Origin of the sequence: Agromyces soli (genome assembly GCF_022811605.1) — a bacterium.
In the GTDB taxonomy this organism is placed as follows: domain Bacteria; phylum Actinomycetota; class Actinomycetes; order Actinomycetales; family Microbacteriaceae; genus Agromyces; species Agromyces soli.
The window spans coordinates 814,808-841,380 of sequence record NZ_CP094533.1 but is presented as its reverse complement, the minus strand read 5'-3'; the positions used below and the strand labels follow the sequence as shown (position 1 = coordinate 841,380).

Here is a 26,573-nt window from a genome sequence, read left to right as displayed (position 1 = left end):
CGCGGCGGGGGAGCGCCGAGCCCGTGAGCAGGAGAGTGCAAGCGACGTGGTGACCCCCTCGCAAGGCTCAGAGCGCAGAGCGCGCCATGCCGATGTCCGGCGAGGGAAGCACCGCACCGACGAGGCGAGCGAGGACTTCAGCCGCGGCTTCGACGCGCTCGGGGAGCTCGCGCTCGCCGGGGTGCAGGTGTCGGCGCGGGCGACCGACCTCGCCACCGGCCGGGTGCTGTTCTCGGTCGACGACCACGTCGTGATGCCGACCGCGTCGATCGGCAAGGTGCTGCTGCTCGTCGAGGTCGCCGCCCGGCTCGCCGAGAGCGAGACCGAGGCGCTCACCGTGCTCGACCGCGACGCGCGCGACGCCGTCGGCGATGCGGGCATCTGGCAGCACCTGCAGTCGCCCTCCTTGCCGATCGCCGACCTCGCCGCGCTCATCGGCGCGACGAGCGACAATCTGGCCACGAACGTGCTGCTGCGCTACGTGGGGCTCGAGGCGGTGCGCGCCCGCACCGAGGCGCTCGGCCTCACCCGCACCGCGCTGCTCGACCTCGTGCGCGACCACCGCGGTCCCGACGACGCCCCGCAGCTCTCGATCGGCTCGGCGAAGGAGCTGACCTGGCTGTTCGCCTCGCTCGCGCGGGGTGAGATCGTCTCGCCCGAGGTGTCGCAGCGCGTCGTCGGCTGGCTGACCCTGAACACCGACCTGTCGATGGTGTCCGCGGCGTTCGGGCTCGATCCGCTCGCGCACCGGCGGCCCGATCACAGCGTGCTGCTGATGAACAAGACGGGCACCGACGGCGGCGTGCGCAGTGAGGTCGGTGTGCTGCGCGGACCGCGCGCGAGCGTCGCCTTCGCGGTCTCGATGTACTACGCCGACACGCAGCTCTCGAGCCGGCTCGCAGTGCTCGACGGCATGCGGCAGGTCGGGCTCGACCTGCTGGAGTTCGTGCACTAACTCGGCGTCGGCGCGGCAGCCGCGGTTGCTGCTGTTTCTGCGGGTGCCTTGGTCGCCTCGGCTGCCTCGGGTGCGTTCGCGACGCGCGCGCCCTCCTGTTCCGCCAGCCCGGCGATGCCGTCGAGCACTGCGCGCGCCGTTTCGGGTGCGCCGAGCACGCGGAAGTGGCCGGCGACCGGCACCTCGATGTTGCGTGCGCCGGGCAACTCGCTGCCGTCGGGGATGTGCGGGTCCCAGCGGCCGAAGACCGAGACGATGCGGGCGTCGACCTCGCGCGCCTCCCCGAGCGCGTGGATCGTGGCGTCGCCCGGCAGCAGGGCGAGCAGGCTCCGGTCGGCGAAGAAGAAGCGGGCGCGGCTCGAACCGCCGAAGGGCGTGCAGATCGCGACGACACCGAGCAGTCCGAGCTCGGCACCCGGGGCCGAACCGGTGGCGTCCGCTCGCTGCAGCTCGTCGACGAGCAGCTGCTTGCCGACGAGCCCGCCCTTGGAGTGCCCGACGATCACCCGGCCCGCCGGCGGCGCCGAACGGCGGGAGAGCGCCCGGCCGAGCAGCGCCGCGGTCGCCGAGATCGGCCGGCGGTTCGCGCCGAGGCCGTGCACGACGCGGACGCGATGGCCCGCACGGTGCAGGCGTTCGGCGAGCGGGCGCAGGAAGGTCCAGTGCTCGTAGATGCCCGGCAGCAGGACCACCTCGGGCAGCGAGTCGTCGCCGCGTTGCCAGTGCCTCGCGTCGCGCCGATCGAACGGTGCCGCGAGGTGGCGCCAGCCCGCGTAGAGGTAGTCCGCGGCCCACCAGCGCGCGGCGCGCCACCACGGCACGCCGTCGCCCGTCGTCGCCGGTCGGGTGTCGGGGCGCTCGCGGCGACCGGTCGGCACGGGCTGGGCGACGGGATGTCCGACCGGTTCGCCCGCGGCGTGCGCCGCCACGAGTCGCGCGACCTCGGCGCCCGCGGTGATCATGGTCTCGTGCCCGCGCCCCGCGACCTCGACGAGGCGCCCGTCGGGCAGGAGGGCCGTGACCAGTTCGGCCCAGTCGCGCGGGGCGACCTGGTCGTGCTCGCCGCGGACGACGAGGGTTCGCGCCCGGATGCGCGGCAGCACGAGCTCGATGCGATGGGCGAGCATGTCGGCGAGCTTCGCGAAGTACCAGCGCGGTCCGGCCTGGACGTAGTAGCGGACGCCGAGCGCGAGCACCTTGAGGTGGCTGAACGCGAGGTCCTGGACGAGGCGGAGCGCCTGCATCCCGGCGGTGCGCTCCCGGCGGTTGATCGTCGGGGCGATGAGGATGACGGCGGCGACGAGCTCGGGGCGCTGCGCCGCCGTTTCGGCGACGATCTGGGTGCCCATCGAATGTCCGACGAGCACCACCGGCTCGCCCGGGGACTCGGTCGCGACCAGCTCCCCGAGGTAGGCGCCCGACGACGCCATGTCGAGCGACTCCTCGGGCTCCGGGGCGTCACCGAAGCCCGGGAGGTCGAGCGCCAGCACGCGGCCGGAGCGGGCGAGGGTCTCGGCGAGGTCGGACCAGGTGCGATGGCCCATGCCGACGCCGTGCACGAGCACGTACGTCGGACCGCCGTCGATGCCGAGCTCGGTGATGACGGTTTCGTGGTCGCCCCGCCGGAACCGTCGAATCGTCATGGTCGAAGTCTAGGCAGGCGGTGCGTGGGAGAGGGGAGGGTGACGAGCGACGGGTGGATGGGGTAAGCGGGTCGGCAGCGCGGGGCTCGGCGAACGGCGGGCGGGCGTGGCTGGGCCGGGCTGGTGCTCAGAAGGGTGCGGGTTCGGGGTAGCGCTCGGGTTCGGGTGAGCGTTCGGTGTAGTGGTGGGGTGGGTGTTCGGGGGTGCTCGGTGGGTTCCGGGGTGGGTGCGGGTGTTGGGGTGTGGTGGTGGCGGTGTGTCCGGTGGGGGTGTGCCAGGTGATGGTGCCGTTGGGGGTTCGGGTGACCCGGAATTTGGTGTGGTGTTTGAGGGTGGGGGTGTTGTGGCCGGTGAGCCAGTTGGTGGCGGTGTCGGCGCGGAGTTGGTCGAGGGTGCGGGTCTCGTCGGCCTGGCCTGACTGGTGGGTTGCGGTGGCGGTGACGCGGGCGTGGATGGCGGCGGCGTCGACGGCGGAGAGGGAGAGGCTGATCCAGGCCATCCCGTCGGGGGCGGGTTCGAGGATCAGTCGTCGGGTGGTGTGGGCGCGCTGGTGGCGGGCGGTCGTGGTTTCTGGGGGTTCGAGTCGGGTGCGGAGCCGTCGGGCACGCTGGCGGAACCTGCTGAGTGGCACAGTGCCGGCTAGTTCGGCGAGCGTCTCGTCGAACACGGCGAGTGCTGCGGCATCGGCGGGAGAACGGTGGGGGGGTGGTGAGGGGGATGCCGTCGAGGGTGTCGAGCGCGGCCCGTACCTCGGTATACGACGCGATCCCGTCACGGAAGCGGGCCCAGAGGTGGGGCAGGTGGCGGTGCGCGGTGGTGGCGTGGTGGGCGCGGGACCGGATCGTCGCGGCGGGCAGCTGTAACCGCATGGACAGTTCCGCGGCGACCGAGCGGGCGGCGAGCTCAGCGACCGGGATGCCGCCGCGCGACTGGCCGTGGTGCGCGTCGGGGTGGACGTAGAGTTCCGGGTGCGCGTCGGCGAGGGCGAACGCCTGCCGGTACGCGTCGAGTTGCGCGGCCTGCATGCGGTTCGATTCCAGCAGGGCACCCTCGGCGGCATCCAGTGTGGCTTGGAGTTCGGCGAACACCGCCCGTGACCCGCCCGCCGCAGACGCTGCCCGCCACCCATCCAACGACGCCCAGCCAGGGTCAGCCCACTCGGCAGCACCGACCGCGGCCGGATCGGCCGGGTCGGAAAGGTGCAGCGCCTGAGACATACCCCAAGACTATCGAACACAGCTTCGAACCCGGCTCCCGAAGTGGCGCTGTGGAAAACCCGAAGACGCCCCAGCACCCAGCCCCAGCCCTCACACCTCAGCGGGCAGCCAATTCAGCTTCGACAGCATCCGCTCGAACTCGACGCGGATGAGCGACCGCTCCTCCTGGCTCCACGCCGCGGTTCGCGACTTCGTTCCTCGCGACACCAGCGCCAGCAGCTGCGGGCCGAGAAGCCGTCGTTGCTCATCCGCCGTCAGGCCGGCGAGGTCTTGCTCCGCGACCCGCAGGTCCACGATGAGCACCGCATCGCGGCGCTCGAATCGAGCGAAGGAACGCGGGGCCAGCTCTCGCGGCATCGATCGCAACGCGACGAACAGCGCGTCCGAGACCGATTCGGTCGCCTGCACGAACGCGGCGGACGACTCCGAGAGCTCGTGCGCCAGCTCTCGCACGTCTCCGATCCAGCCCGTATCGCTGGTGGTGCCGAACTCCATGCCGCCCGCCCGGCCCTAGTCGATGAGCCCGCTCGCGGCCAGACGCCGGAGCACCTCGGCTCCGGCCGGCGGGCAGCGGTGGAGCTCGGCCGTCGTCACCCAGTGCAGGGCGCCGACCTCGGCCGACGCCCTCGGCGAGGCATCCGTGCGCGTCAGGAAGACCCGCATGCGCACCATCCGCCCCTCCGGCTCGCCGTGCGCCTGCGTGACGACCTCGAAGAGCTCCTCGAGCTCGGCGGGGTCGAGCTCGAGCGAGACCTCCTCGCGGGCTTCGCGAGCGGCCGCCTCGGCCGCGGTCTCGCCGTCGTCGATCTTGCCGCCCGGCATGTAGTGCACCTCGCGCTCGCGCGCGGTCACCATCAGCACGCGGCGATCGCGGACGAGCGCGATCGCCGCGACGAGCAGATCGGGCAGGGCGGATGGCTCGGAGCCGCGCTCCGCCCCCGACTCCACGGCCACGGCGATCCTCGCGATCAGGCGCCGAGCAGGCGCGTCGCCAGGTAGCCCTCGAGCTCGGCGAGCGGCACCCGCTCCTGCGACATCGTGTCGCGGTCACGCACCGTCACCGCGTCGTCGTCGAGCGAGTCGAAGTCGACCGTGATGCAGAACGGGGTGCCGATCTCGTCCTGACGGCGGTATCGGCGGCCGATGGCGCCCGCGTCGTCGAAGTCGATGTTCCAGGTGCGGCGCAGCTTCGCGGCGAGGTCGCGGGCGAGCGGCGAGAGCTTCTCGTTGCGCGACAGCGGCAGCACCGCGGCCTTCACCGGGGCGAGGCGCGGGTCGAGCTTCAGCACGGTGCGCTGGTCGGTGCCGCCCTTCGCGTTCTGCACCTCCTCGACGTGGTACGCGTCGACGAGGAACGCCATGAGCGCGCGCGTGAGGCCGAACGCCGGCTCGATCACGTACGGCACCCAGCGCTCGTTCTTCGACTGGTCGAAGTACGACAGGTCTTTGCCGGAGTGCTTCGAGTGCGTCGACAGGTCGAAGTCGGTGCGGTTCGCGACGCCCATGAGCTCGCCCCACTCGCCGCCGGCGAAGCCGAAGCGGTACTCGATGTCGATCGTGCGCTTCGAGTAGTGGCTCAGCTTCTCCTGCGGGTGCTCGTAGCGACGGATGTTCTCGGGGTCGATGCCGAGGTCGGTGAACCAGTCCCAGCAGTGCTGGATCCAGTAGTCGAACCACTCCTCGTCGGTGCCGGGCTCGACGAAGTACTCCATCTCCATCTGCTCGAACTCGCGCGTGCGGAAGATGAAGTTGCCGGGCGTGATCTCGTTGCGGAAGCTCTTGCCGATCTGCGCGATGCCGAACGGAGGCTTCATGCGCGCCGCCTGCAGCACGTTCGCGAAGTTCACGAAGATGCCCTGCGCGGTCTCGGGGCGCAGGTAGTGCAGGCCCGACTCGTCGTCGACGACGCCGAGGTAGGTCTTCAGGAGGCCGGAGAAGGCGCGCGGCTCGGTCCACTGGCCGCGGGTGCCGCAGTTGGGGCAGACGATCTCGGCGAGGCCGCCCTCGGGCTCGCGGCCCTTCTTTGCTTCGAAGGCCTCGATGAGGTGATCCTCGCGGAAGCGCTTGTGACAGCTGAGGCACTCGATGAGCGGGTCGCTGAACACCTCGACGTGGCCGGACGCCTCCCACACCTGCTTCGGCAGGATGACGCTGGAGTCGAGGCCGACGATGTCGTCGCGCTGCTGCACCATGTAGCGCCACCACTGGCGCTTGATGTTCTCCTTCAGCTCGACGCCGAGGGGGCCGTAGTCCCACGCGGAGCGCGAGCCGCCGTAGATCTCGCCGGCTTGGAAGACGAATCCGCGATGCTGGGCGAGGGTGATGACGGCGTCGAGCGTGCTGGGTGCGGCCACGGTGGCTCCAATGGTCGGTGAAGGGGTTCACCTGCAATCCTACGGAAATCCGTGGCGCTCGAGCCCCTGCCCGCTACCCTGTGCTCAACGCGGGGATGCTGGGGGGTCGCATGCTGGACGCGCTGCTCGAGGTGAGCGTGGTCGACGGCTGGTTCCCGATCGCCCTCTCGGTGCTCGCGGTGCTCCTGCTGCTCTACCTGCTCGGCCGGGAGCGCAGCGGCGGCTGGGTCATGACGGCGATCATCATCCTCATCGTGGGCGGGCTCATCGGCGGCGCGGTGCTGTGGCTCTGCGCCAACTTCCTCGACCTCTTCGGCGGCCCGGTCGCCGACGCCGCCTGGCTCTGGGTGCCCCTCGCCTCGGGAGCGATCCTGCTGGCGATCTGGAACCTCTGGCGCTCGCGCTGGTGGCGCAAGCTCGTCGCGCTCCTCGCCATCCCGGTCTTCGCCGTCACCGCGGCGGTCGGCGTGAACGCCGCCTACGGCATCGACACCACGATCGGCGCGATGCTCGGCATCTCGACGGCGGACCCGATCGACATCCCCGCCCCGGACCCGGCCGAGACGAGCGATCCCGCCGAGCCGCTGTACGCCACCTGGCAGCCGCCCGCCGATCTGCCGGCGCACGGGGAGACGGGGCTCGTGCCCGGCGGCATCCCGACCACGAACTCCGGCTTCGACGCGCGCCCCGCGCAGCTCTACCTGCCGCCGGCCGCCCTCGTCGCCGACGCGCCGCGGCTCCCGCTCGTGATCATGATGATGGGCCAGCCCGGCGACCCCGATCCGCAGTTCATCGCGAAGGTGCTCGACGAGCACGCGGCGGCGCACGGCGGCCTCGCCCCCATCGCGCTCGTCGTCGACCAGCTCGGCGACCCGGCCGACGACCCCATGTGCCTCGACACGGACCTCGGGAAGGTGGAGAGCTACGTGATGCAGGATGTCGTGCCCTGGGCCCGCGAGCACCTCGACGTGCTGCGGAGCGCCGCGAGCTGGACCGTCGCCGGCTACTCCAACGGCGGCGGCTGCGCCGCCTACTTCGGCGCGAAGTACCCCGAGGTGTTCGGCAACATCCTGGCGGTGTCCCCCGTGGAGTACGCCGGCGCCGAGCACCCGCAGGACACCCTGCGCGACGTCTTCAACGGCGACCAGGCGGCCTACGACGCCGTGAAGCCCGCGAACATCATGGCGGCGAAGGCGCCCTATCCGGACTCGACGGCCGTCTTCACGGCGGGCGAGAACGATCCGGCCTACGTCGCCAGCGCCGAGGCGCTGGCGGATGCCGCGACGGTCGCCGGCGTCGCGACGACGACGTTCATCGTGCCCGGCGCCGACCACGGCGTCTCCGCCCTCCTCGGCGGCCTCGACGAGGGCTTCGACGTGCTGTACCCGCGGCTCGGGCTGGTGGCGCCGTGAGCGCCGGGGCGGGCGCGGGCGGGGCGCAGGGCGCCGGCGGGGGCGCGCCGGTCCTGCTCGACGCCGAGCCCGTCGGACGGCTCCGATCGACCGGCGAGGCGCTCGGGCAGTTCGCCCGGCGCATCCCCTTCAGCCTCGGCTTCGCGGCCCTCCTGATCGTGACGGCCGTCGTCGCCGGCACCGTCGCCGGCCCGCCGTCCCACGCGACCGAGGCGCAGTGGGCCGCGGGGGTGCTGACGACGATCGACGCCGGCCGGTGGTGGACCGTGCTGAGCGCGCTCGTGATCCCGTGGGATCCGTTCCAACTCGTCGCCGGGGTGCTCGCGAGCGTGCTGCTGCTCGGCGTCGCGGAACGGCGGATGGGCACGGGCCGCACGGTGCTCGCGCTCCTCGTGACCGGCACGGTCGGTGTGCTCGTCGGCGTCCTGCTGCAGTGGGTCGGATCGCTCGCGGGCGAGTGGTGGGCGAGCGGCACCTCCGTCGATCTCACGCTCGACCCGCTGACCGGCATCGCGGGCGCGCTGATCACCGCGACCGCGTTCATGGGGCCGCTGTGGCGTCGGCGGTTCCGGGTGGTCACGCTCGCCTTTCTCTGCATCTTCGTGCTCTACGACGGCGACTCCTCCGACGTGTACCGGCTCATCGCGGTGCTGGTCGCCGGTCCCTTCGGCGCACTGCTGGCGCGCGACGCATCCGTGCTCCGCATTCCACGCAGCTCGCATCGCGAGACGCGCACCCTCATCGCCGCCGTCGTCGCGGTCACCGGGCTCGGCCCGGTCGTCGCCTTCGCCACCCGCACCGAGCTGACGCCCTTCGCCTTCGGCTCCTTCCTCTTCGCCGACCAGCCCGTCGACCTCGATGCGGTGGAGCGCAGCTGCGGCGATGCGGCCCCGCTCGCCGAGGACTGCCTGCGTCAGCTCACCCTGCTCTCGGCGCAGGGCGTCGGCATGTTCCTGCTGTCGTTCGTGCCGGTCGTGCTGCTGCTGCTCGCCGCCTGGGGGCTGCATCAGGGCCGGCGCTTCGCGCTCTGGCTCGCCATCGCGGTGAACGCGGCGGTGCTGCTCTTCGCCCGGCCGGCCTTCGAGGTCACGAACGAGCTCGGCGACCTCGACGCGGGCGACTGGTCGGTGTTCGACCTCGGCGAGCTGCTGGTCTGGCTCGCGGCGATCGCGCTGCTGCCGATCGCGGTGATCGTGCTGCTCATCGTGACCAGGCGGCACTTCCGAATCCGCCTGGAGCGGCGGGCGCTCGTCCGCTTCGTCTCGGTCGTTGCCGGGTCGTTCGTGGTGCTGGCGGTCGCGTACCTCGCGGTCGGCCTCGCGACGATCCGGGAGTACTGGCCGGCGGCCACCCCCGGAGACGTCGCCCTCGACACCCTCAAGCGCTTCGTGCCGCCGCACTTCCTCGCCGCGACCGATCCCATCGTGCTGCCCGGGCACGACCTCGCGAGCTTCCTCTACGAATGGGTCGGCGTGGCGTTCTGGACGGTCTTCGTCGTCGCGGCCGTCCACGTCATGCACCGACCGGCCGGGCCCGCGGCCGGCGGTGACGCGGCGCGGCTGCGGACGCTGCTGCACCGTCACGGCGGTGGCACGCTCGGCTTCATGGCGACCTGGCCCGGCAACACGCCGTGGTTCAGCGCGGACGGCGACGCGGCCGTCGCCTACCGCGAGATCAACGGCATCGCGATCACGATGTCCGACCCGATCTGCGCCCCCGAGCGCCTCGCCGCCACGGTGCGCGAGTTCGCCGCATTCTGCGACGCGCGCAACTGGAGCCCGGTGTTCTACAGCGTGCACGACGAACTGCTGCCCGTCTTCGACGAGCTCGGCTGGCAGCACATGTCGGTCGGCGAGGAGACCGTCGTGCGCACGACCGGGCTCGAGCTCACCGGCAAGCCGTGGCAGAAGGTGCGCCAGGCCCTGAACCGCGGGATCAAGGAGGGGATGACGACCGTCTGGGCGAGTTGGGAGGAGCTGCCCCGGCCCACGATCGCCGAGATCACCGCGATCTCGGAGGAGTGGGTCGCCGAGAAGGAGCTGCCAGAGATGGGCTTCACGCTCGGCGGGATGGCGGAGCTGAAGGACCCGGAGGTGCGGCTCATGCTCGCCGTCGGCCCCGACGGCCGACTGCAGGCGGTGACGAGCTGGCTGCCCGTGCACCGCGACGGCGAAGTCGTCGGCTGGACGATCGACTTCATGCGCCGGGCCGACGGCTCGATGAACGGGATCATGGAGTTCCTCATCGCCTCCGCCGCACTGCACATGAAGGAGGCCGGGTCCGAGGTGCTGAGCCTGTCGGGCGCGCCGCTCGCGACGAAGCCCCTCGCCCCGGGCGAGGAGCCGCCCCCGCCGACCGCGATGAGCCGCCTGCTCGAGTGGCTCGGGCGCACGCTCGAGCCGGCGTACGGCTTCTCCTCGCTGTTCCGCTTCAAGGCGAAGTTCAACCCGGAGTACCGCACGATCTCGATGAGCTATGCGGACCCGCTCATGCTGCCCGCGATCGGCATCGCCGTCGGCAAGGCGTACCTGCCGGAGGTGTCGCCGAAGGAGGCGATGGCGCTCGTGCGCACCCTCACCCGAGCGGACTGAGGGGCGTGGTTCGCTGAGCCTGTCGAAGCGGGTGGGCGTGGTTCGCTGAGCTCAGCGGACCAGCGTCAGGGCTTGCCGAACAGGCCGACGCCGTAGTCGTGCAGCAGCTCGTACGCCTCGGCGTAGGTCTCGGGCTGCTCCTGATCGGGGGCGCCGTACTTCGCGAGCAGGATGCCGAGCAGCCCCCGCGCCGGCGGGCTGAGCGGCTTGTCCTTGTGCGTGTGCGCCGGGTGCGGGGCATCCTTCTCCGGGTTCGGCGGGGTGTACTGCGGGTGCGTCGTCGGCCAGTCGGACGGATGCCTCGGCTGTTCGAGGTTCACGACGTCGAAGAGGTCGTTCACGCCGACGTCGCGCCGGGTGAGCGGCTTCAAGCCGTGCAGGCGGCTCAGGGTCGACACGACCGAGGCGTGCTGCATCTCGGTGTTCACCACGGTGCCGGAGCGCGTGTAGGCGGAGACGGCGATGGCCGGCACGCGGCATCCGAGCCGGTCGAACTCGAAGCCCATCTCGCCGGGCTTCGCGTCCTCCTGAGGCGGAACCGCCGCGGGCGGGGGCACGTGGTCGTAGGTGCCGCCGTGCTCGTCGAAGGTGATGAGCAGCATCGTGTTCACCGCGTTCGAACCCTTCGGCGAGGCGCTCTCCTTGATCGCCGTGTAGATGTCGTGGATGAGCGCCTCGCCGGCTCGGACGTCGGAGACGGCGCTGTCGAGCACCTCCTGCCCGTCGACGTCGCTCTCCCGCAGCACGCCGAACGGCGGGTGGAAGTCGTTGTGGTTGTAGATCATCCGCGGCTCGATGAAGGCGTACGCGGGCAGGGTGCCGCGCTTCACGTCCTCGTAGAAGTCGGCCATGGTCGCGAAGCGCTCGGTGCGCCAGTACTTCTCGAGCACGGGCGCGTGCAGCACGCCGGTGAAGGACACGATCTGCAGCTCGTCGAAGTAGACGCGCCACGGGATTCCCGCCTCCTCGAGCCGGTTGAAGATCGTCGGGGAGGCGGGGGCGTCGAGCCACTTGCGGTAGCCCCCGCCGCCCTGGTTCGTGACGAAGCCGTGCGAGGTCGAGGCGTGGAAGAAGGAGCGGTTGCAGAAGGTCTGCGACGGCACCGCGCAGTACCAGTGGTCGAACACGGCGAACTCGCTCGCGAGGGTCGAGAGCACGGGCAGCATCTCGGGCGAGAAGGAGCCCATGATCTGCCGGGCCTCGGCGGCCGTCGGCTCGGCGCCCTTCTTCAGTCGGCGGTAGTTGACGTGGTAGTCCTTCAGGAAGCCGCTCATCTTCGGCTGCTCGCCGCGCTTCGGGGCGTTGTACGGCGGCAGCATCTCGTCGACGTAGAGCTCGGCGTTCGTCGCCGGATCGATCGTGTCGAAGATCTGGGTGTTGACGTGCGGGTACTCCTCGCCCGGGTCGGGGTCGGGCTTGCTCATGATCTTGTCGGTGGGGCCGTCGTAGACGTGGGCGGCGACCCGGGTGCCGTCGGGGCCGACGTTGCCGTAGTCGCCGAAGGCGAGACCGTCGAAGTCCTGCCCGGCGGGGAGCGTGTCCGGCGTGTAGAGCCAGCCGAGCAGGTTGTCGAAGGAGCGGTTCTCGCCCATGACGACGACGAGGTGGTCGAAGCCCGGCTCCGAGCGCGGCACGAGGTCGGCGAAGTCGTCGGTGCCCTCGGCGAAACCCGCGCGGTGCCCGATCGCGGCGCCGATCGCGGCCCCGGCGCCGCCGCCGACGACGGCGCCGGCCGCGGCCGCGCCGCCGATCTTCAGGAAGTCGCGCCGGGAACGGCGGCGCTCACCGGGCGAGGGCGGGGTGGATGCCGCACCGGTGCCGTCGCCCCTGCCGGTGCCCGCGCCCGGTTCGTCTCGTTCGCTCATCGGCGTCCCCCTCGTCGAACGCGGCAGCGGCGCCGCGTGCTTGCGAGTGTAACCAGGGTGCGTGGGCGCGCCGGGGCGGGACTCGGCGTTCAGCCTGCGAGGCGGGCGGCGGTGTGCTCGCGCTGGAGGATGGCGTAGAAGGCCATGTCGAGCCAGGCTCCCGCGTCTCGGTCGTACTCGTGCTCGACGAAGGTCGCCTCGTGCCGCATGCCGAGTCGCAGGCAGAGCTTCGCGGAGGCGGTGTTGGCGGCGACGAGCTCGGCGAGCACGCGATGGGCGTGCAGCGTGTCGAAGCCGAAGGCGAGCACGGCCGCGGTCGCCTCGGCGGCGAAGCCGCGCCCCTGGAAGTCGGGGTGCAGCACCCAGCCCAGCTCGAGCCGTGCGTGCTCGACGCTCGCCACTCGCACCATGACGTCGCCGATGACCCGGTCGCGCCCGGGGGCGCCGGGCGAAGGCTCGCCGGCGAGCACGATCGCGAAGTGCACGTTGTCGCCGTCTTCCGCCAGGAGCCGGCTGCCCACGCGGCGCATCGTGTGATCGTGCGCCTCGTCGCGGCTGCGTTCGGGCCAGGGGATGTAGCGGAGCACCTCGGGCAGGCGCTGGTACTCCCACACGTCGTCGCTGTCGTCGGCGGTGAGCGGGCGGATCACCAGGCGCTCGGTGACGATCGGCCGGCGTTCGATCGCCTCGACGTCGAAGGGCAGGGCGAGGGCCGGCCGCTCGCTGGGCGGTGCCGAGGTGGAACTGGCGGCGTCGTCGGTCATGGCACGACGCTACCCGCAGCGGGCGACATCGGCACCGATCGGGGGCATGCGGTCACTTTGTGCGGGTGCGGAGCCGCCGCGACCCACGAAAACCGACGTCGAGCGCGGGGCGCCGGGCGAGCGTCGGGCGAGCGTCGGGGGCGCCGGGCGGGCGCCGGGGGCGGGCGCAGCTCAGCGGGCGTCGTCGGCGCGGACGCCGAACAGGGCGTCGAGGGCCTCGATCCAGGCGCGCTGCTCGCCCGAGCGGGCGAACTCGCGCGAGCGCACCATGGGGGTGTGCAGCAGCACGCCGGCCATGTGCCGCAGCGCCTGCTCGACGCGGCCGTCGGGGTCGCCCGGGCCGCGGCCCTTCGCCCGCTCGATCTCGGCGTCGAGGATGCCGCCGACGTGCGCGCGCAACGCGACCACCGCGGGCGCGAGGTCGAGCTCCTCGCCGACCGCGCCGAAGTTGCGCGCCGCGCTGTTGACGAGCTCGCGGGCGGCCTCGGTCGCGCCGAGCTCCTCGAGCGGGGCGTGCCGGCGGATCGTCTCGAGGTCGAGCAGCTCGACGCCCTCGACCTCGACGACGTCGGTCGCGACGTTGCGGGGCATGCCGAGGTCGACGACGAGCTGACGGGCGCTGCGGGCGGCGCCGGGGACGGGGCACCAGGCGCGGAACTCGGCGAGCACGGCGGATGCCTCGGCATCCCTCGGCGCGACGTGCGAGGACGCGAGCGTCGCCTTGCCGCCCGCGAGCAGCACCCGGTCGACCACGTGGTGGTCGGCCGTGGTGCAGGTGATGATGACGTCGGCGGCCGCCGCGGCGACCGCGTAGCCGGCGTGGCTCACGGCCTCGACGCCGTGGGTGCGGGCGAAGCGCGCGGCCCGGCCGGAGGGCGAGTACACCCGCACGTCGTGCGCGCCTCGGTCGCGGAGCGCCGCGAGCGAGGCGCCCGCGTACTGGCCGGTGCCGACGAGCAGCACGCGCGCCTTGCTCCAGTCGGCGACCCGGGAGGAGGCGAGCTCGAGCGCGAGACGCACGAGCGAGCGGCCGGCGCTGCCCACCCCGGTGCGGTTCTTCACCGTGCGCGAGGTCTGCGAGGCCCGCTGGAAGAGGCGCTCGAGCTCCGGGGTGGTCGTGCCCTCGTCGCGGGCGCGCTCGAGGGAGCGGCGCACCTGCCCGGCGATCTCGCCCTCCCCGACGACGACCGACTCGAGGCCCGAGGCGACGGAGAACAGGTGCCCGGCGACGGCGTTGCCGTGCGCGAAGTCGAAAGTGCTGCGCAGCTCGTCGGGCTCGAGGCCGGCGACGTCGCCGACGGCGCGGATCGCCTCGTGCACGACGGGCACCGGCGACTCGCCCTCGGGGGTGTCGAGGTCGAGGTAGGCCTCGAAGCGGTTGCAGGTGGCGACCACGACGGCGCCCTGGAGGGCGGCGTGGCCGTCGATGATGCGGCCCGCCGCGGCGTCTGCGGAGGCGGAGAGCCGTTCGAGCATGTCGAAGCCGGCGTTCTTGTGGCTCGCGGAGAGGCAGATGAGCACCAGAGGATTCTACCCGCCGTAGAGTGCCCGTCGGACTCGCCGCGACACACGGTGCACGACTGGGAGGCTCGCCGCCTGCGCGCTAGTGCCGCGCCTCACGACGTGCCGCGCGGCGCGGCGAGGTCGCGACGTCGACGAGCGCCGCGGTGCTCGCGGTGATGACGGGGATCGGGGTCGTGCTCGTCGGCGGCTCGAGCCCCTCGTGCTCGAGCGCGGTGCGGTGCAGCGCTTTCCACGAACGCACCACCGCGTAGAACGGGGCGTCGGTCACGGCGAAGACGCCGGGCTGCTCGCCCGCGAGCAGGAGCGGCAGGGCGATGCTCGTGCCCTGGCGGCGCACGCGGACGATGACGACCGGGGCGGGGCGCGAGCCGGCGATGAGCTCGTCGGGGCGGATGCTGCGCACTTCGCGCCAGGCGACGTGCGCGGCGCGACGCGGGCGTGCGCCGCCGTTCCAGAACGACAGCCCGGCCGGGTCGGCGACGATGGAGTAGCGCGTCGCGAGCGGCACCTCGCACCCGGGCAGCTCGGCCAGGGCGTCCTCGAGCTCGCGGTGGCGCAGGCCGCACGAGATGCCGCCCTCGAAGCGGGCCTCGAGGGCGCGGCGCCTGGCCCGGTTGCGGGCGAGCAGGGCGAAGCGCACCGCGATCGTCGCGAGCGCTAGCACGCCCACGACGGCGAGGAAGACGCCGGCCGCTGCCGGCCCGTTCACCGAGGGCAGTGCGTCGATGAGCTCCTCGAGCACCGGGCCCGTGACCGCCAGCACCGCGACGACCGCGACGGTGGCCGCGGCGACGGCCAGGGTGAGGGCGAGCCGGTGCTCGCCGGGGCGATCGTCGGCCGGGGTCGGGAAGGCGGACTGGGGCGTGACGATTCGGGACACGTCGTCTCTCTCCGTGGGGCGCGGAGGCGCATCGACGTCGCGGTCGACGCGTCGTCGCACCACTGGGGGATGGCGCAACGGCACCGATGCTAGCGCGAACCGCCCGCAAAGGTAAGGGCTCCTTGCAAATCTCGTCGCACGGCTGGGCGAGTGATCGCGCCGCCGCGCGTCAGGGCGCACGTTCAGCCCGGTGCGGGACAATGGCGGGGTGATGCTCGACACCACCCACCCCCTGCAGGCCGGCCTCACCGCCGATTCCCGACTCGTCCGCGCGTACGGCGGCGAGCGCCCCGAGACGACGCCCGTCTGGTTCATGCGCCAGGCCGGTCGTTCGCTCCCCGAGTACCGCGAGCTCCGCGTCGGCACCCGCATGCTCGACGCCTGCCTCGACCCCGAGATGGCGGCGGAGATCACGCTGCAGCCCGTCCGCCGGCACGGCGTGGACGCCGGCATCTTCTTCAGCGACATCGTCGTGCCGTTGAAGCTCGTCGGCGTCGACGTCTCGATCGAGCCCGGCCGCGGCCCGGTCTTCGCCCGCGGCTACGCCGACGCCGAGGGCGTCGCGGAGCTCACCGCGATCGACCCCGCCCTGCTCGACGAGCGCGCCGAACCGATCGCCGAGGCCGTGCGCCGCACGGTGGCGGAGCTGAACGAGACGGCGCCCTCCGGCGCCGAGTCGGGGGCCACGCCGCTGATCGGCTTCGCGGGCGCCCCCTTCACCCTCGCTGCCTACCTCGCCGAGGGCGGCCCTTCGAAGGACCACCTCGCCGCGCGCACCCTCATGCACGCCGACCCCGGCGCATGGCGCGCGCTGATGGACTGGACCGCCGAACTCACCGGTCGCTTCCTGCGCACGCAGGTGCTCGCCGGCACCTCCGCCGCGCAGCTGTTCGACTCCTGGGCCGGCGCGCTCTCGCTCGCCGACTACGAGCGCCACGTCGCGCCCGCCTCGGCGAAGGCGCTCTCCTTCGTGCACGACCTCTCGTACGAGCGCCGGCTCGGCGACGGCACCGGCAGCAGCACGACCGTGACCCGCAGTGTGCCGGTCGTGCACTTCGGCGTCGGCACGGGCGAACTGCTCGGCGCCATGCACGACATCGGCGTCGACACGGTCGGCGTCGACTACCGCATCCCGCTCGACGTCGCCGCGGAACGCGTCGGCGGCGATGTCCCCCTGCAGGGCAACCTCGACCCCGCCCTGCTCGCCGCGCCGTGGCCCGTGCTCGCCGACGCCGTCCGCGACGTGCTGCGCCGGGGACGCAGCGCGCCCGCCCACGTCTTCAACCTCGGCCACGGCGTTCCGCCCGAGACCGACCCGGCCGTGCTCACCCGCGTCGTCGAACTCGTGCACGAGGCCGGAGCGTGAGCAGCGATCCAGCCGGGCTCGACCCGGCCGCGGCGGCAGGCGAGCCCGTCGAGCCCGAGCAGCGGCGCAGCGACGTCGTGGTGGTGGGCGGCGGGGTCGCCGGGCTCGTGGCCGCGCTCGAGTGCGCCAAGATCGGCCTGTCGGTCACGGTCGTCGAGCGTCAGGAGGAGCCGGGCGGATGCGTCGGCCGCATCGAGCTCGAGGGGCTCTCGCTCGACTCCGGCGCCGAGTCGTTCGCCACCCGCAACGGCTCCGTCGCCGAGCTGCTCGAGTCGCTCGGCCTCGCCGACGACATCGTCACGCCGAACCGCGCCGGCGCGTGGCTCGTCTGGGGCCCCGGGCTGCGGGCGGCGCCGCTGCCGAAGACGGGCGTGCTCGGCATCCCCGCCAACCCGCTCGGCGACGACGTGCGCGCCATCATCGGCTGGGGCGGGGCGGTCCGCGCATATGCCGACCGGCTCATGCCGATCCTCCGCATCGGGCGAGCCGACAGCGTCGGCAAGCTCGTGCGGTCCCGCATGGGCGCCGCCGTGCTCGAGCGCCTCGTGACGCCGATCTCCTCCGGCGTCTACTCCGCCGACCCGATGGATCTCGACCTCGACCTCGTCGCCCCCGGCCTCAACGCGGCGATGACCCGCGCCGGCTCGCTGTCGGGCGGCGTCGGCGAGCTCGTGGAGACCCGCCGCGCCGGCAGCGCCGTGCTCGGACTCCGGGGCGGCATGCATCGCCTGGTCGACGCGCTGCGCGCCGAGCTCGCCCGCTTCGACGCGGTCGTGGAGACGGGCCGGGAGGTCGTCGAGCTGGAGCGCGGCGACGCGACGGACGACGCGGCACCGAGCTGGCGCGTCCGCGCGCTCGGGCCCGAGCGCGACCTCGTGATCGACGCGCGCTACACGATCCTCGCGGCACCGGCGCAGACCTCGCGCCGCCTGCTCGGCCAGGCGGTCGAGGGGTGGGCGGATGCCTCGGACTGGCCGAGCGCCGCCTCCGTCGAAATCGTCACGCTCGTGCTCGACGCCCCCGCGCTCGACGCGGCGCCCCGCGGCACCGGCGTGCTCGTCGCGGCCGACGCCGTCGGCGTGCGGGCGAAGGCCCTCACGCACTCCTCGGCGAAGTGGCCCTGGCTCGCCGAGGAGGTGAACGCGAGCGGCGGCAGCGGCTCGCGCCACGTCGTCCGGCTCTCCTACGGTCGCGCCGGCGCCGCGAACCCGCTCGAGGGACTCGACGACGAGGCGGTCGCCCGCCTCGCCGTCGCGGACGCCTCGGCCCTCCTCGGCGTGCAGCTCGAGGCCGCGGCGCTCGTGGCCTCGGGCCGCACCGCCTGGCGCGACGCGCTCTCCCACGCCGCGCTCGGCCAGCGCGCCCGCGTCGCCGAGTTCGAGGACGCGCTCGCCGCGGAGCCCGGCATCGAGGCGACCGGATCGTGGGTCGCGGGCACCGGGCTCGCCTCGGTCGTGCCGCACGCCGTCGAGGCCGCCGCTCGCATCCGTCACCTGGCGGTGCAGGAGCGTCAGTAGCGCGCCCGGCCCGGCTCAGGCGAGGGTGGCGGCGAGCTGCGCGGCGCTGAGCTCCCGATCGGCGTAGACGAGCCGGATGGCCGAGGCGTCCGGATTGCCGGCGTCGGGGGCGCGGTGCCGCAGCGTCAGCCCGACCTTCTCGGCCACCCGGGCCGAGGCCGTGTTGTGCTCCAGCAGGTAGGCGACGATCGGCAGCTCGGACCGCCGCAGCCCGGCCGCCTCGACCGCGGCGCGCGAGAGTTCGGTCGCGAGCCCGCGGCCCTGCGCCTCGGGACGGAAGCGGTAGCCGAGGTTCCAGTACGCGCCGGCATCGCGCCCGCGGACCGCGCAGCCGCCGTGCCCGATCACGAGTTCGGGGGCGGTCGCCTCGCGGATCGTCCACGCCCCGAAGCCCTCGGATCGCCAATCGTCGAGCCAGCGTTCGAGCACCTCCGCCGTGCGCCCGAGGTCGCGATGCCGGCCTGAGGGCAGATGGGTCCAGGTGCGGGCGTCGCCGTAGATCTCGTGCAGGGCGGCGAGGTCGTCGGCGGTCGTCGGGTCGAGCAGGAGGCGTTCGGTGCGCTGCGGCATGCCAGGAGTGTAGGCATCCCGACCGACACGGCGAGTTCATGACCGAAACGGAATATTTGCGTCAACCCCCCTTGCGCCCATCTGCTCGGGGTCTACCCTGGAAAGCGTCGCCGTGCCGAAGGCGGCAGAAGATGGGGTGGAAATGAAGGGCAAGATCCTCTTCGTCGTCGGCCTTGGTGTGGGCTACGTGCTCGGCACCCGCGCCGGCCGCGAACGGTACGAGCAGATCAAGCGCGCGGCCGAGGGCGTCTGGAGCCAGCCGGCCGTGCAGCAGGGCGTCAGCACCGTGACCGACTTCGCCAAGGACAAGCTCGGCGACGTCTCCGACACCGTGCTCGACGCCGCCAAGTCGTTCATCGGCAACGCGACCCGCGGCTCGGGCGCGACGAAGACCGAGGTGCGCAAGGCCGCCGAGGCCGCCAAACGCGGCGTCTCGAAGACGGCCAAGGCCGCGAGCTCGGCCGTCGAAGACGCCGCCGACGCGGTCGGCGATGCGATCGACGCGGCCGCGGAGACGGCCGAGAAGGCGGCGAAGCCCGGCACCCAGAAGCGCGCCGCGGCCAAGAACGGCGCAGCGAAGAAGCCGGGCGGCACGAGCGGCCGTTCGGCGGGCTCCGACTCCTAGGAGGGCGGCACGATGAGTGCACCAACAGAAGACGAACGCTCGCTCTTCACCCTGATCGGGCAACTGCCCGACACGGTGTCGAGCCTCGTCCGCGCCGAGGTCGACCAGGTCAAGGCCGAGTTCAGCTACAAGGCGAAGCACTTCGGCATCGGCTCCGGGCTCTTCGTCACGGTGCTGGTGCTGCTGCCGTTCCTCGTGTTCTGCCTGCTCGCGGCGGCGATCTTCGCGCTGGCGCTCGTCATGCCCGCGTGGGCCGCGGCGCTCGTCGTCGCCGGTGCGATCCTGCTCGTCATGGCGATCCTCGTGGGCATCGGCATCATGAACTTCAAGCGCGGCGCGGAGCCGCTCGAGTCGATCGACAGCCTCAAGGCCGACCTCGACGCACTGAAGGGAACGGGTGACTATGACCGCCGCTACTGACGCGCCCGGCGCCGGCTCCAAGCGCGAGCAGAAGACCCGCGAACGCAATCTCGGCCGGGTGCAGGCCCGCGCGGCCGTCGTCGACGCCCGCGCGGAGTTCGCCAGCACGCTCAACGCGCTCGAGGACAAGCTCAACGTGCCGAAGCAGCTCGGCATCCGCGTCGATCGCGCGAAGGTGAAGGCCCGGGCGTTCGCCGACCGCAATCCCGCCGGCGCGGTCGCCGTCGCGATCGGTGCGGTCGTCGTGGTCGCCGGCGTCGTCGCCCTCGTCGTGCGCGCCGCCGTCAGCGACGACTGAGCCGCCGCGTCATGCCGGCGCCCACCGCCGTGGAGCGGATGGCCGATGCGCTCCGCGACGAGATCCTGAGCGGCGCGCTGGCCTCGGGGGCTCCGCTCCGCGAGGAGCAGGCGGCCGAGCGTTTCGGGGTGTCTCGGCACACCGTGCGCGCGGCGTTCCAGCGGCTCGTGGCCGAGCGGCTCGCCGAGTCGGCGCCCTACCGCGGGGTGCGGGTCACCGAGTTCGACCATGCGCAGGTGCTCGCGCTGCAGCAGCTGCGCGAGGCGCTCGAGGTCGAAGCCGTGCGCATCGCGGGCGACCGGTTCGGCGCGCACTGGCCGGAGGCGGCGCTCGCCCCGGCGATGCTCGCCCTCGACGAGCTCGCCCGGCTCGCCGTCACCGAGGAGGCGCTGCGTCCACCGGGGGAGCGCGAGACGACGCCGGCCTGGCTCGAGGCCGAGCGGCTCCACCTCGAGGTGCACCGGGCGATCGTCGCCGCGAGCGGCAGCCCCCGGATCGTCGAGGCGCACGCCGCGCTCGGGGCCGAACTGCGGCTCTTCCTGCTGCACATCCGCCGGCACTACAGCCTCGCCGAGCTCGTGGTCGAGCACCGGGAGCTGCTCGCCGAGGTGCAGGCCGAGGGCGTCGAGGCGATGCGGCGGCACATCGCCCACTCGACCGGGCTCCTGCTGGGCTCGCCGCCGCTCGACGCGGAGTGACGGCCTCGACGCGGAGTGACGGCCTCGATGGGGACTGAGGGGCTCAGGCCGTGAGCAGTGCGTACCAGATCAGCAGCATCGTCGCCGCGAAGCCGACGCCGTAGTTGATCGCGAGGAACCAGCGCCAGCCGCCGTTGGCGCGGGCCGACTCGGCGTCGCTCACCGAGCGGTACGGCCACGCCGCGACGAGGTACGGCACGGCGAGCACGGCCGCGAGCGGTCCCGGCCACGACGTGCCGAGCATCAGCACGCCCGCCAGCAGCCAGAAGCCGATCGCGAGCCGGGTGGTGCGGCGGGCCCCCAGCGCGGTCGCGATCGAGCCGATGCCGGCCTCGCGGTCGGGCACGACGTCCTGCACCGCGCCGAAGGCATGGCTCGCGACGCCCCACACGAAGAACGCGAGCAGCAGCAGCACGAGCTGCGGGGTGACCGTCGCCCCGGCGAGGGCGAGCCCGTAGCAGGCGGGCGAGACGAAGTGCGTGCTCGAGGTGAGGGAGTCGAGCCCCGGGATCTCCTTGAACCTGAGGCCGGGCGCCGAGTACGCCACCACGGCGAACAGGCTGAGCGCCAGCCAGGCCCACGACCAGGGGCCGCCGAGCAGTGCGAGCCAGACGACGAACGGCACGGCCAGGGCGGCCGCGGCGATCAGCACCGCGCGATGCCGGCCGGGCGGCAGCAGGGCGCCCTCGACGCCGCCCTTGCGCGGGTTCCTCGCGTCGGACTCGAAGTCGAAGACGTCGTTGATGCCGTACATCGCGAGGTTGTAGGGCACGAGGAAGAACACCGTGCCGACGACGAGGGCGACGTCGATCTCCCGCACGGTCAGCAGGTACGCGGCCGCGAACGGGAACGCCGTGTTGATCCAGCTGAGCGGGCGCGATGCGGTGAAGAGCGCGGGGAGCAGGCGCTGGCCGGATGCCTCGGCGCCGACGGCGCTCATCGGCGGACTCCGCGGGGCGCGCGGGCGGGGCGGTCGCGAGGCGCCGAGGCATCCGCCCGACCGAGCAGCGTCCACAGCGCGGAGCAGAGCAGCAGCGCGGCGATCGGGTAGGCGAAGTCCTCGATCGGGGCGAGCCCGAGCCGCGGGCCGAGCAGGGGCGCATCGGCGTAGTCGAACAGGCCCGCGGCGATCATCAGCGAATCGAACACGGCGGTGAGCAGCACGAGGCCGCCCGCCGTGAGCGCGAGGGCGGCCGCATGACCGGCCGGTGCACGGCGCCAGGCGATCGCGGCGAGCACCGCCGAGACGGCGAGGAACGGCAGGCACAGCAGGGCGTAGCTCATCGACGGACCCCTTCGGCGGCGGAGTCGGCGGGACGGTCCGCCGCGCGGTGCGCGAGGACGCGCAGCAGGCCCGTGTAGCCGACCATCGCGAGCTGGCAGAGGAAGGCGAGGAACACCGGCTCCTCGATCGGCAGGTGCGGCGCGATCAGCAGCCCCGTCGAGTAGGCGTTGGGCTCGCGGAAGAAGATGCCGAGCGAGATGCCCCAGAGGTCCCAGGCGAGGAGCGTCGCGACGCCGACGGCGACCACGACGGTCGCCCGCAGCGGCGCCCGCCAGAAGAAGAGCCGGTAGCGCGCGTCGACGAGCGCGATGCAGGCGATCGAGGCGAGCAGCAGCCCCAGGTGGAGGAAGGTCATCCAGTGCGCTCCCGGTTCAGCGGGTCGGGGTGCAGCGGGTCGGGGTGCGGTTCCTCGCTCGGCTCCGGAAGCGGGCCGGGGGCGTCCTCGCCGCGGACGGCCTTCGCGACGAGCTCGGCGCTGATCAGGCACATGGGCAGGCCGATGCCCGGGATCGTCGTCGCCCCGGCGAAGTACAGCCCCTCGACGCTCGGCGACGCTGTGCGGCCGCGGAACATGGCGCTCTGCCGCAGGGTGTGCCCCGGGCCGAGCGCCGAGCCGCGCCAGGAGTGGAACCAGTCCTCGAAGTCGGCGGGCCCGATCGTGCGGCGCACGAGGATCCGCTCGGCGAGGTCCGGGATGCCGGCCCACTCGGCGAGGGTCGCGATCGCCCGGTCGGCCGTCTCCTCGACCGCACGGTCGCCGCGGCCGTCGACGCCGCCCGCGCCGATCGTGGGATCGGCGGGCACCGGCACCAGCAGGAAGAGGTTCTCGCAGCCCGGCGGCGCCACGCTCGGATCCGTCGCACTCGGTCGGCACACGTAGAACGAGGCCGGGTCGGGGATGGCCGGGCGCGAGCCGAACACCCGCTGGAAGTTCGTGCGCCAATCCGCCGTGAAGCACAGCGTGTGATGGGCGAGCTCGGGCAGCCGCCCGTGCACGCCGAGCATCACGAGCACCGCCCCGGGGCCGGGGTCGCGTCGCGACCAGGATGCCTCGCTCCGCGTCCGCGCGCGGGGCGGGAGCAGTTCGGCATCCGTGTGGTGCAGGTCGGCGGCGGAGACGACGAGCTCGGCCTCCACGAACTCCTCGGTGCCGGTGCCGGTGCCCGGCACGCCGGCCGCTCCGTGGTGCTGCACGCGCACGCCGGTGGTGCGCCCGCCGGCCGTCTCGATCCCGAGCACCCGCGCGCCGGTGACGAGCTCGGCGCCGGCCCGGCGCGCCAGTCTGGCCACGCTCGCGATGATCTCGCCGAAGCCGCCCATCGGGTAGAAGACCCCGTCGGCGAGGTCGAAGCGGCTCATCAGGTGGTACATGCTCGGCGCCCGCTCGGGCGAGGTGCCGAGGAACACCGCCGGATACCCGAGGATCTGCCGCAGCCGGACGTCGTCGAACGAGCGCCCCACCATGCGGTCGAGCGGTTCCAGCAGGAGCCGGGCGAGCCGGCCGAGCCGCCGACGGACGGGCGCGGCGAGCAGCGCCCCCGGGCGGGCGAAGTCGGTGTACAGGAAGTGCGTCATCGCGAGCCGGTACGTCTCGTCGGCGGAGTCCAGGTGGCGGGCGAGCGCGGCGCCCGCGCCCGGTTCGATCGACTCGAAGAGGGCGATGGATGCCTCGCGCTCCGCCCGCACGTCGACCGGATCCTCGTAGCCCTCGAAGTACACCCGGTAGCCGGGGTCGAGGCGCACGAGCTCGAGTTCGTCCGCGGCCGTGGTGCCCATCAGCCGGTAGAAGTGCTCGAACACCTCCGGCATGAGGTACCAGCTCGGACCGGTGTCGAACAGGAAGCCGTTCGCCCGCCAGCGCCCGGCACGGCCACCGAGCTCGTCGCGGGCCTCGAAGAGCCGCACCTCGTGCCCGTCGCGGGCGAGCAGCGCCGCGGTGGCGAGCCCGGCGATGCCGCCGCCGATGACGACCGCGCGGCTCACGGGCGGCCTCCGCGGGCGATCACGCGGGCGACGATGGCGAGCTTGCGCGGCGCGGGCACCCGGACCCGCCGGGTGACGAGCTCGGTCGCCGGCGTGCGGCGAAGCCGTGCGGAGAGCTCGCCGAACAGCCCGTGGGCGGCGGCGACCGCGACCCGGCAGCCGCGCGGCAGCTCGGCGATCACGGCGGCCGCCTCGGCGAGCTCAGCGTCGATGCCGTCGAGGAGGCGCAGCTGCTCGGCCTCGGAGAAGTGGGCCGGGTCGACGCCCGGGAAGTAGCGGCGTCCGCGCAGCGAGGCATCCTCTCCGAGATCGCGCAGGAAGTTCACCCGTTGGAACGCCGAGCCCAGTGCCCGCGCGCCGCGCTCCCAGCGGGCGTCGCGCGCGGCGTCGGGGGTGAGGCCGACCGCGAAGCCGCGCAGGCACATCAGGCCCACGACCTCGGCCGAGCCGTAGACGTACTCGTCGAGCTCCCGCTCCTCGGTGAACGCGATGGGCTCGAGATCGCGTCGCATCGACGCGAAGAACGGTCGGGTGAGCTCCTGCCCGAAGCCGCTGCGGCGGGCCGCCCGGGCGAAGGCGTGCACGACGAGGTTGGCGCTGTAGCCACTCTCGAAGGCGGCCTCGGTCTCGGCCTCGAGCGCATCGAGCAGCTCGCGGCGGCGCTCGCACGGCAGGCCGGCCTCCTCGGCCGGGCCGTCGACGAGCTCGTCGGCGATGCGCACCAGGGCGTAGACCTCGGCGAGGTGCTCGCGCACGGCGGGCGAGCAGAGCCGGCTCGCGAGGCCGAAGGAGGTCGAGTACGCCCGGATGACCCGGGCCGAGCCCTCGGCCGCGGTGCGGTCGTAGAGGGCGAGCCCGGTGGCCGGGGCGGGCGGCGCGGCGGTGCGCTGGGTGGTGCGCGTGCTCACCTGGACCTCCTCGTGGCTTCGGCGGCGAGGCCGAGCAATTCGGTTTCGAGGCCGGTGGGCAGTCCGGCCGAGGCGATCGCCGCGCGCGCTGCGGCCGCCTCCTCGGCGATGCGCGACTCGACGCGGGCCCGGGCGCCGCTCGCCTCGATCGCCGCGCGCAGCGGACGGGCCCCGGCTTCGTCGAGGTCGGGCCGCCCGAACGCGCTGGAGGCCGCGACCCACGCCGCGTGGCCGCGCGCGTAGGCGATGAGCAGCGTCTCCTTGCCCTCGCGGAGGTCGCCGAGCGTCGTCTTGCCGGTCACGCGCTCGTCGCCGTAGACGCCGAGCACGTCGTCCTGCAGCTGGAAGGCGACGCCGAGTCGACGCCCGATCTCGCCGAGCCGCTCGACCGTCGCGCGCGGGGCGCCGGCGAGCAGCGCCCCCGCCCGGAGCGGCGCACTGAAGGAGTAGCAGGCCGTCTTGTCCTCGATCATCGCGAGGATGTCCGCCTCTCCGGGACGAACCCCTGCGGCGTGCCGGACATCGGCGTGCTCGCCCGCCGCGGCGGCGAAGACGCACTCGTCGAGCACGGCGAGGATGGCGCGCCGCCGCTCGACCGGCACGTCGAGCCCGGCCACCACGGAGTGCGCCGCCGCGATCAGCAGGTCGCCCGCGAGGATCGCCGAGGCCTGGCCGTAGGCGTCCGCCCGCTCCCGCTCGAGCCCGCGCAACGCGGCGTCGAGCGCGAAGCGCCCGGCGACGTTGGGCTCGCCGCGGCGCACGAGGTCTCGGTCGATCACGTCGTCGTGCACGAGGAAGGCGGTGTGCAGCAACTCGAAGGCGGCGGCGAGGGCCACGGCCTCGGCGGCGGCCGCCGGCTCGGCGTCGTCCCGCGCCGCGACGGGTGCGAGCGCGTCGTACGCGCCCAGCACGAGCCGGGGGCGGATCCGCTTGCCGCCGCTCGCGGCATCCCGCGCGGCCGCCCAGAGCCGCCGGTAGTCGGCGGCGTGCGCATCGGCGCGCACGATCGCGTCGTCGAAGAAGCCGCCGAGGTAGCGCTCGACCTCGGCCTGCCTCGGCGGCGTCGCCACGGTCGCCACGAGGCTCACGAGACGAGCGCTTCCGTGCGCACGCGGGCGTCGGCGTGGCCGCCGAGGAAGGGGAGCAGCTGGGCCTGCAGCACCAGCCAGGGGCTGAACGCCCAGGGCGCGGCGCGGACCGCGGTGGCGAGCTCGGCCGGGTCGACCCAGGCGAGGTCGAGGACCTCGTCGGGATGCGGCGCCGGCACCGAGCTCGTACGCGCCGTGTAGACCGGGCAGATCTCGTGCTCGACGATGCCCGAGGCATCCGTCGCCCGGTAGCGGAAGAACGGCAGCACCGGCTCGACGTCGCGGAGCTCCAGGCCGAGCTCGAACTCGCCCCGGCGGCGCACCGCGTGCGGCAGCGGCTCGGCCGGGGCCGGGTGCCCGCAGAAGGAGTTGGTCCACACGCCGGGCCAGGCCACCTTGCCGAGTGCGCGGCGGGTCACGAGGAGGCGACCGTCGTCGTCGAAGACGTGGCAGGAGAACGCCAGGTGCAGGGCCGTGTCGGCGCCGTGCACGCTCGACTTCGGCGCGGTGCCGATCTGGTTGCCGGCCTCGTCGAGGAGCACGACCTGCTCGACGAGGGCCGCTGGGGCCGTGATCGGCGTGGTGCTGAGGTCGGTCATATCGGCTCCTT

At 73.3% G+C, this 26,573-nt stretch carries 27 protein-coding genes; 10 read left to right on the top strand and 17 right to left on the bottom strand.

Translation table 11 applies throughout. The annotated features are described in order from the left end of the window. The first annotated feature begins 49 nt into the window (after positions 1 to 49). A complete protein-coding gene (locus tag MTP13_RS03995; protein ID WP_229781845.1) occupies positions 50 to 955 on the top strand; it encodes a serine hydrolase in 906 nt (301 codons plus the stop codon). On the opposite strand, the gene MTP13_RS03990 is transcribed toward MTP13_RS03995, so the two are convergent. Both MTP13_RS03990 and MTP13_RS03985 read right to left on the bottom strand, forming a co-directional pair. Next, the gene (locus tag MTP13_RS03990) at positions 952 to 2,598 is read right to left on the bottom strand and encodes an alpha/beta hydrolase (protein WP_243569803.1); all 1,647 of its coding nucleotides are present in this window, start codon (positions 2,596 to 2,598) and stop codon (positions 952 to 954) included. The genes MTP13_RS03995 and MTP13_RS03990 overlap by 4 nt on opposite strands. 127 nt (positions 2,599 to 2,725) lie before the next feature. Next, a complete protein-coding gene (locus MTP13_RS03985) occupies positions 2,726 to 3,229 on the bottom strand; it encodes a DUF222 domain-containing protein (protein WP_243569802.1) in 504 nt (167 codons plus the stop codon). A 337-nt stretch (positions 3,230 to 3,566) separates the two neighbouring features. Here MTP13_RS03985 and MTP13_RS18180 point away from each other — a divergent pair, with 337 nt between their 5' ends. Further along, entirely contained in the window at positions 3,567 to 3,695 is a 129-nt protein-coding gene (locus MTP13_RS18180) for a hypothetical protein (RefSeq protein ID WP_279399760.1), read from the top strand. A 210-nt stretch (positions 3,696 to 3,905) separates the two neighbouring features. Here MTP13_RS18180 and MTP13_RS03980 read toward each other — a convergent pair whose 3' ends face one another. From MTP13_RS03980 to MTP13_RS03970, 3 genes are read right to left on the bottom strand one after another with little or no spacing between them, the layout of a single operon-like run. After that, complete coding sequence (locus tag MTP13_RS03980) at positions 3,906 to 4,310, bottom strand: hypothetical protein (protein ID WP_243569801.1); 405 nt, start codon at positions 4,308 to 4,310, stop codon at positions 3,906 to 3,908. Positions 4,311 to 4,325: 15 nt separating this feature from the next. After that, a complete protein-coding gene (locus MTP13_RS03975) occupies positions 4,326 to 4,769 on the bottom strand; it encodes an NUDIX hydrolase (protein ID WP_243569800.1) in 444 nt (147 codons plus the stop codon). A 14-nt stretch (positions 4,770 to 4,783) separates the two neighbouring features. Further along, entirely contained in the window at positions 4,784 to 6,169 is a 1,386-nt protein-coding gene (locus MTP13_RS03970; RefSeq protein ID WP_243569799.1) for a glycine--tRNA ligase, read from the bottom strand. Between the two features lie 110 nt (positions 6,170 to 6,279). On the opposite strand from MTP13_RS03970, the gene MTP13_RS03965 reads away from it, so the two are divergent. Together MTP13_RS03965 and MTP13_RS03960 are read left to right on the top strand one after the other, a co-directional pair. Next, complete coding sequence (locus tag MTP13_RS03965) at positions 6,280 to 7,581, top strand: alpha/beta hydrolase (protein WP_243569798.1); 1,302 nt, start codon at positions 6,280 to 6,282, stop codon at positions 7,579 to 7,581. Further along, positions 7,578 to 10,172: a bifunctional lysylphosphatidylglycerol flippase/synthetase MprF gene (locus tag MTP13_RS03960; RefSeq protein ID WP_243569797.1), complete on the top strand. Its 2,595-nt coding sequence runs from the start codon at positions 7,578 to 7,580 to the stop codon at positions 10,170 to 10,172. Before MTP13_RS03965 ends, MTP13_RS03960 begins: the two co-directional genes overlap by 4 nt. Positions 10,173 to 10,237: 65 nt before the next feature. Here the strand turns inward: MTP13_RS03960 and MTP13_RS03955 are convergent, their stop codons facing one another. The 4 genes from MTP13_RS03955 to MTP13_RS03940 form a co-directional block, all read right to left on the bottom strand. After that, positions 10,238 to 12,037, bottom strand: coding sequence for an alkaline phosphatase family protein (locus MTP13_RS03955; protein WP_243569796.1), 1,800 nt, complete (start codon positions 12,035 to 12,037; stop codon positions 10,238 to 10,240). 89 nt (positions 12,038 to 12,126) lie between these two features. After that, positions 12,127 to 12,801, bottom strand: coding sequence for a GNAT family N-acetyltransferase (locus MTP13_RS03950; RefSeq protein WP_243569795.1), 675 nt, complete (start codon positions 12,799 to 12,801; stop codon positions 12,127 to 12,129). A gap of 171 nt (positions 12,802 to 12,972) precedes the next feature. Next, positions 12,973 to 14,322 (bottom strand): glutamyl-tRNA reductase, encoded by a 1,350-nt coding sequence (locus MTP13_RS03945; protein WP_243569793.1) that lies wholly within the window; start codon positions 14,320 to 14,322, stop codon positions 12,973 to 12,975. A gap of 82 nt (positions 14,323 to 14,404) precedes the next feature. Beyond that, positions 14,405 to 15,205: a hypothetical protein gene (locus MTP13_RS03940; RefSeq protein WP_243569791.1), complete on the bottom strand. Its 801-nt coding sequence runs from the start codon at positions 15,203 to 15,205 to the stop codon at positions 14,405 to 14,407. A 211-nt stretch (positions 15,206 to 15,416) separates the two neighbouring features. On the opposite strand from MTP13_RS03940, the gene hemE reads away from it, so the two are divergent. Then, positions 15,417 to 16,571: a uroporphyrinogen decarboxylase gene (hemE, locus tag MTP13_RS03935; protein ID WP_243570914.1), complete on the top strand. Its 1,155-nt coding sequence runs from the start codon at positions 15,417 to 15,419 to the stop codon at positions 16,569 to 16,571. Beyond that, complete coding sequence (hemG, locus tag MTP13_RS03930; protein WP_243569789.1) at positions 16,568 to 18,088, top strand: protoporphyrinogen oxidase; 1,521 nt, start codon at positions 16,568 to 16,570, stop codon at positions 18,086 to 18,088. The genes hemE and hemG overlap by 4 nt, the downstream gene beginning before the upstream one ends. A 15-nt stretch (positions 18,089 to 18,103) precedes the next feature. Here hemG and MTP13_RS03925 read toward each other — a convergent pair whose 3' ends face one another. Further along, entirely contained in the window at positions 18,104 to 18,658 is a 555-nt protein-coding gene (locus tag MTP13_RS03925) for a GNAT family N-acetyltransferase (protein WP_243569787.1), read from the bottom strand. Between the two features lie 142 nt (positions 18,659 to 18,800). On the opposite strand from MTP13_RS03925, the gene MTP13_RS03920 reads away from it, so the two are divergent. From MTP13_RS03920 to MTP13_RS03905, 4 genes are read left to right on the top strand one after another with little or no spacing between them, the layout of a single operon-like run. After that, positions 18,801 to 19,283 (top strand): YtxH domain-containing protein, encoded by a 483-nt coding sequence (locus MTP13_RS03920; RefSeq protein ID WP_243569786.1) that lies wholly within the window; start codon positions 18,801 to 18,803, stop codon positions 19,281 to 19,283. Positions 19,284 to 19,295: 12 nt separating this feature from the next. Continuing rightward, positions 19,296 to 19,703 carry a phage holin family protein gene (locus tag MTP13_RS03915; RefSeq protein WP_189085182.1) on the top strand — a complete coding sequence of 136 codons (408 nt, stop codon included), beginning with the start codon at positions 19,296 to 19,298 and terminating at the stop codon, positions 19,701 to 19,703. Beyond that, a complete protein-coding gene (locus MTP13_RS03910) occupies positions 19,687 to 20,001 on the top strand; it encodes a hypothetical protein (RefSeq protein ID WP_243569784.1) in 315 nt (104 codons plus the stop codon). Before MTP13_RS03915 ends, MTP13_RS03910 begins: the two co-directional genes overlap by 17 nt. Before the next feature lie 11 nt (positions 20,002 to 20,012). Further along, the gene (locus MTP13_RS03905; protein WP_243569781.1) at positions 20,013 to 20,699 is read left to right on the top strand and encodes a GntR family transcriptional regulator; all 687 of its coding nucleotides are present in this window, start codon (positions 20,013 to 20,015) and stop codon (positions 20,697 to 20,699) included. 43 nt (positions 20,700 to 20,742) lie between these two features. Here the strand turns inward: MTP13_RS03905 and MTP13_RS03900 are convergent, their stop codons facing one another. From MTP13_RS03900 to idi, 7 genes are read right to left on the bottom strand one after another with little or no spacing between them, the layout of a single operon-like run. Further along, complete coding sequence (locus tag MTP13_RS03900) at positions 20,743 to 21,639, bottom strand: prenyltransferase (protein WP_243569780.1); 897 nt, start codon at positions 21,637 to 21,639, stop codon at positions 20,743 to 20,745. Next, a complete protein-coding gene (locus MTP13_RS03895; RefSeq protein ID WP_243569778.1) occupies positions 21,636 to 21,983 on the bottom strand; it encodes a lycopene cyclase domain-containing protein in 348 nt (115 codons plus the stop codon). The genes MTP13_RS03900 and MTP13_RS03895 overlap by 4 nt, the downstream gene beginning before the upstream one ends. Further along, positions 21,980 to 22,339, bottom strand: coding sequence for a lycopene cyclase domain-containing protein (locus tag MTP13_RS03890; RefSeq protein ID WP_243569776.1), 360 nt, complete (start codon positions 22,337 to 22,339; stop codon positions 21,980 to 21,982). The genes MTP13_RS03895 and MTP13_RS03890 overlap by 4 nt, the downstream gene beginning before the upstream one ends. Beyond that, a complete protein-coding gene (locus MTP13_RS03885) occupies positions 22,336 to 23,967 on the bottom strand; it encodes a phytoene desaturase (RefSeq protein ID WP_243569775.1) in 1,632 nt (543 codons plus the stop codon). Before MTP13_RS03885 ends, MTP13_RS03890 begins: the two co-directional genes overlap by 4 nt. Next, positions 23,964 to 24,875, bottom strand: a complete 912-nt coding sequence (locus MTP13_RS03880; protein WP_243569774.1) for a phytoene/squalene synthase family protein — start codon at positions 24,873 to 24,875, stop codon at positions 23,964 to 23,966. The genes MTP13_RS03885 and MTP13_RS03880 overlap by 4 nt, the downstream gene beginning before the upstream one ends. Then, positions 24,872 to 25,963 carry a polyprenyl synthetase family protein gene (locus MTP13_RS03875; protein WP_243569773.1) on the bottom strand — a complete coding sequence of 364 codons (1,092 nt, stop codon included), beginning with the start codon at positions 25,961 to 25,963 and terminating at the stop codon, positions 24,872 to 24,874. Before MTP13_RS03875 ends, MTP13_RS03880 begins: the two co-directional genes overlap by 4 nt. Continuing rightward, positions 25,960 to 26,562, bottom strand: coding sequence for an isopentenyl-diphosphate Delta-isomerase (gene idi / locus MTP13_RS03870; RefSeq protein WP_243569771.1), 603 nt, complete (start codon positions 26,560 to 26,562; stop codon positions 25,960 to 25,962). The genes MTP13_RS03875 and idi overlap by 4 nt, the downstream gene beginning before the upstream one ends. Positions 26,563 to 26,573 lie beyond the last annotated feature (11 nt).

Bases quoted from the DNA above. Each gene is read 5' to 3' on its own strand.
- MTP13_RS03990 (WP_243569803.1), bottom strand. From the start codon at position 2,598: ATGACGATTCGACGGTTCCGGCGGGGCGACCACGAAACCGTCATCACC.
- MTP13_RS03980 (WP_243569801.1), bottom strand. From the start codon at position 4,310: ATGGAGTTCGGCACCACCAGCGATACGGGCTGGATCGGAGACGTGCGA.
- MTP13_RS03965 (WP_243569798.1), top strand. From the start codon at position 6,280: ATGCTGGACGCGCTGCTCGAGGTGAGCGTGGTCGACGGCTGGTTCCCG.
- MTP13_RS03955 (WP_243569796.1), bottom strand. From the start codon at position 12,037: ATGAGCGAACGAGACGAACCGGGCGCGGGCACCGGCAGGGGCGACGGC.
- MTP13_RS03950 (WP_243569795.1), bottom strand. From the start codon at position 12,801: ATGACCGACGACGCCGCCAGTTCCACCTCGGCACCGCCCAGCGAGCGG.
- hemE (WP_243570914.1), top strand. From the start codon at position 15,417: ATGCTCGACACCACCCACCCCCTGCAGGCCGGCCTCACCGCCGATTCC.
- MTP13_RS03925 (WP_243569787.1), bottom strand. From the start codon at position 18,658: ATGCCGCAGCGCACCGAACGCCTCCTGCTCGACCCGACGACCGCCGAC.
- MTP13_RS03920 (WP_243569786.1), top strand. From the start codon at position 18,801: ATGAAGGGCAAGATCCTCTTCGTCGTCGGCCTTGGTGTGGGCTACGTG.
- MTP13_RS03915 (WP_189085182.1), top strand. From the start codon at position 19,296: ATGAGTGCACCAACAGAAGACGAACGCTCGCTCTTCACCCTGATCGGG.
- MTP13_RS03910 (WP_243569784.1), top strand. From the start codon at position 19,687: ATGACCGCCGCTACTGACGCGCCCGGCGCCGGCTCCAAGCGCGAGCAG.
- MTP13_RS03905 (WP_243569781.1), top strand. From the start codon at position 20,013: ATGCCGGCGCCCACCGCCGTGGAGCGGATGGCCGATGCGCTCCGCGAC.
- MTP13_RS03900 (WP_243569780.1), bottom strand. From the start codon at position 21,639: ATGAGCGCCGTCGGCGCCGAGGCATCCGGCCAGCGCCTGCTCCCCGCG.
- MTP13_RS03895 (WP_243569778.1), bottom strand. From the start codon at position 21,983: ATGAGCTACGCCCTGCTGTGCCTGCCGTTCCTCGCCGTCTCGGCGGTG.
- MTP13_RS03890 (WP_243569776.1), bottom strand. From the start codon at position 22,339: ATGACCTTCCTCCACCTGGGGCTGCTGCTCGCCTCGATCGCCTGCATC.
- idi (WP_243569771.1), bottom strand. From the start codon at position 26,562: ATGACCGACCTCAGCACCACGCCGATCACGGCCCCAGCGGCCCTCGTC.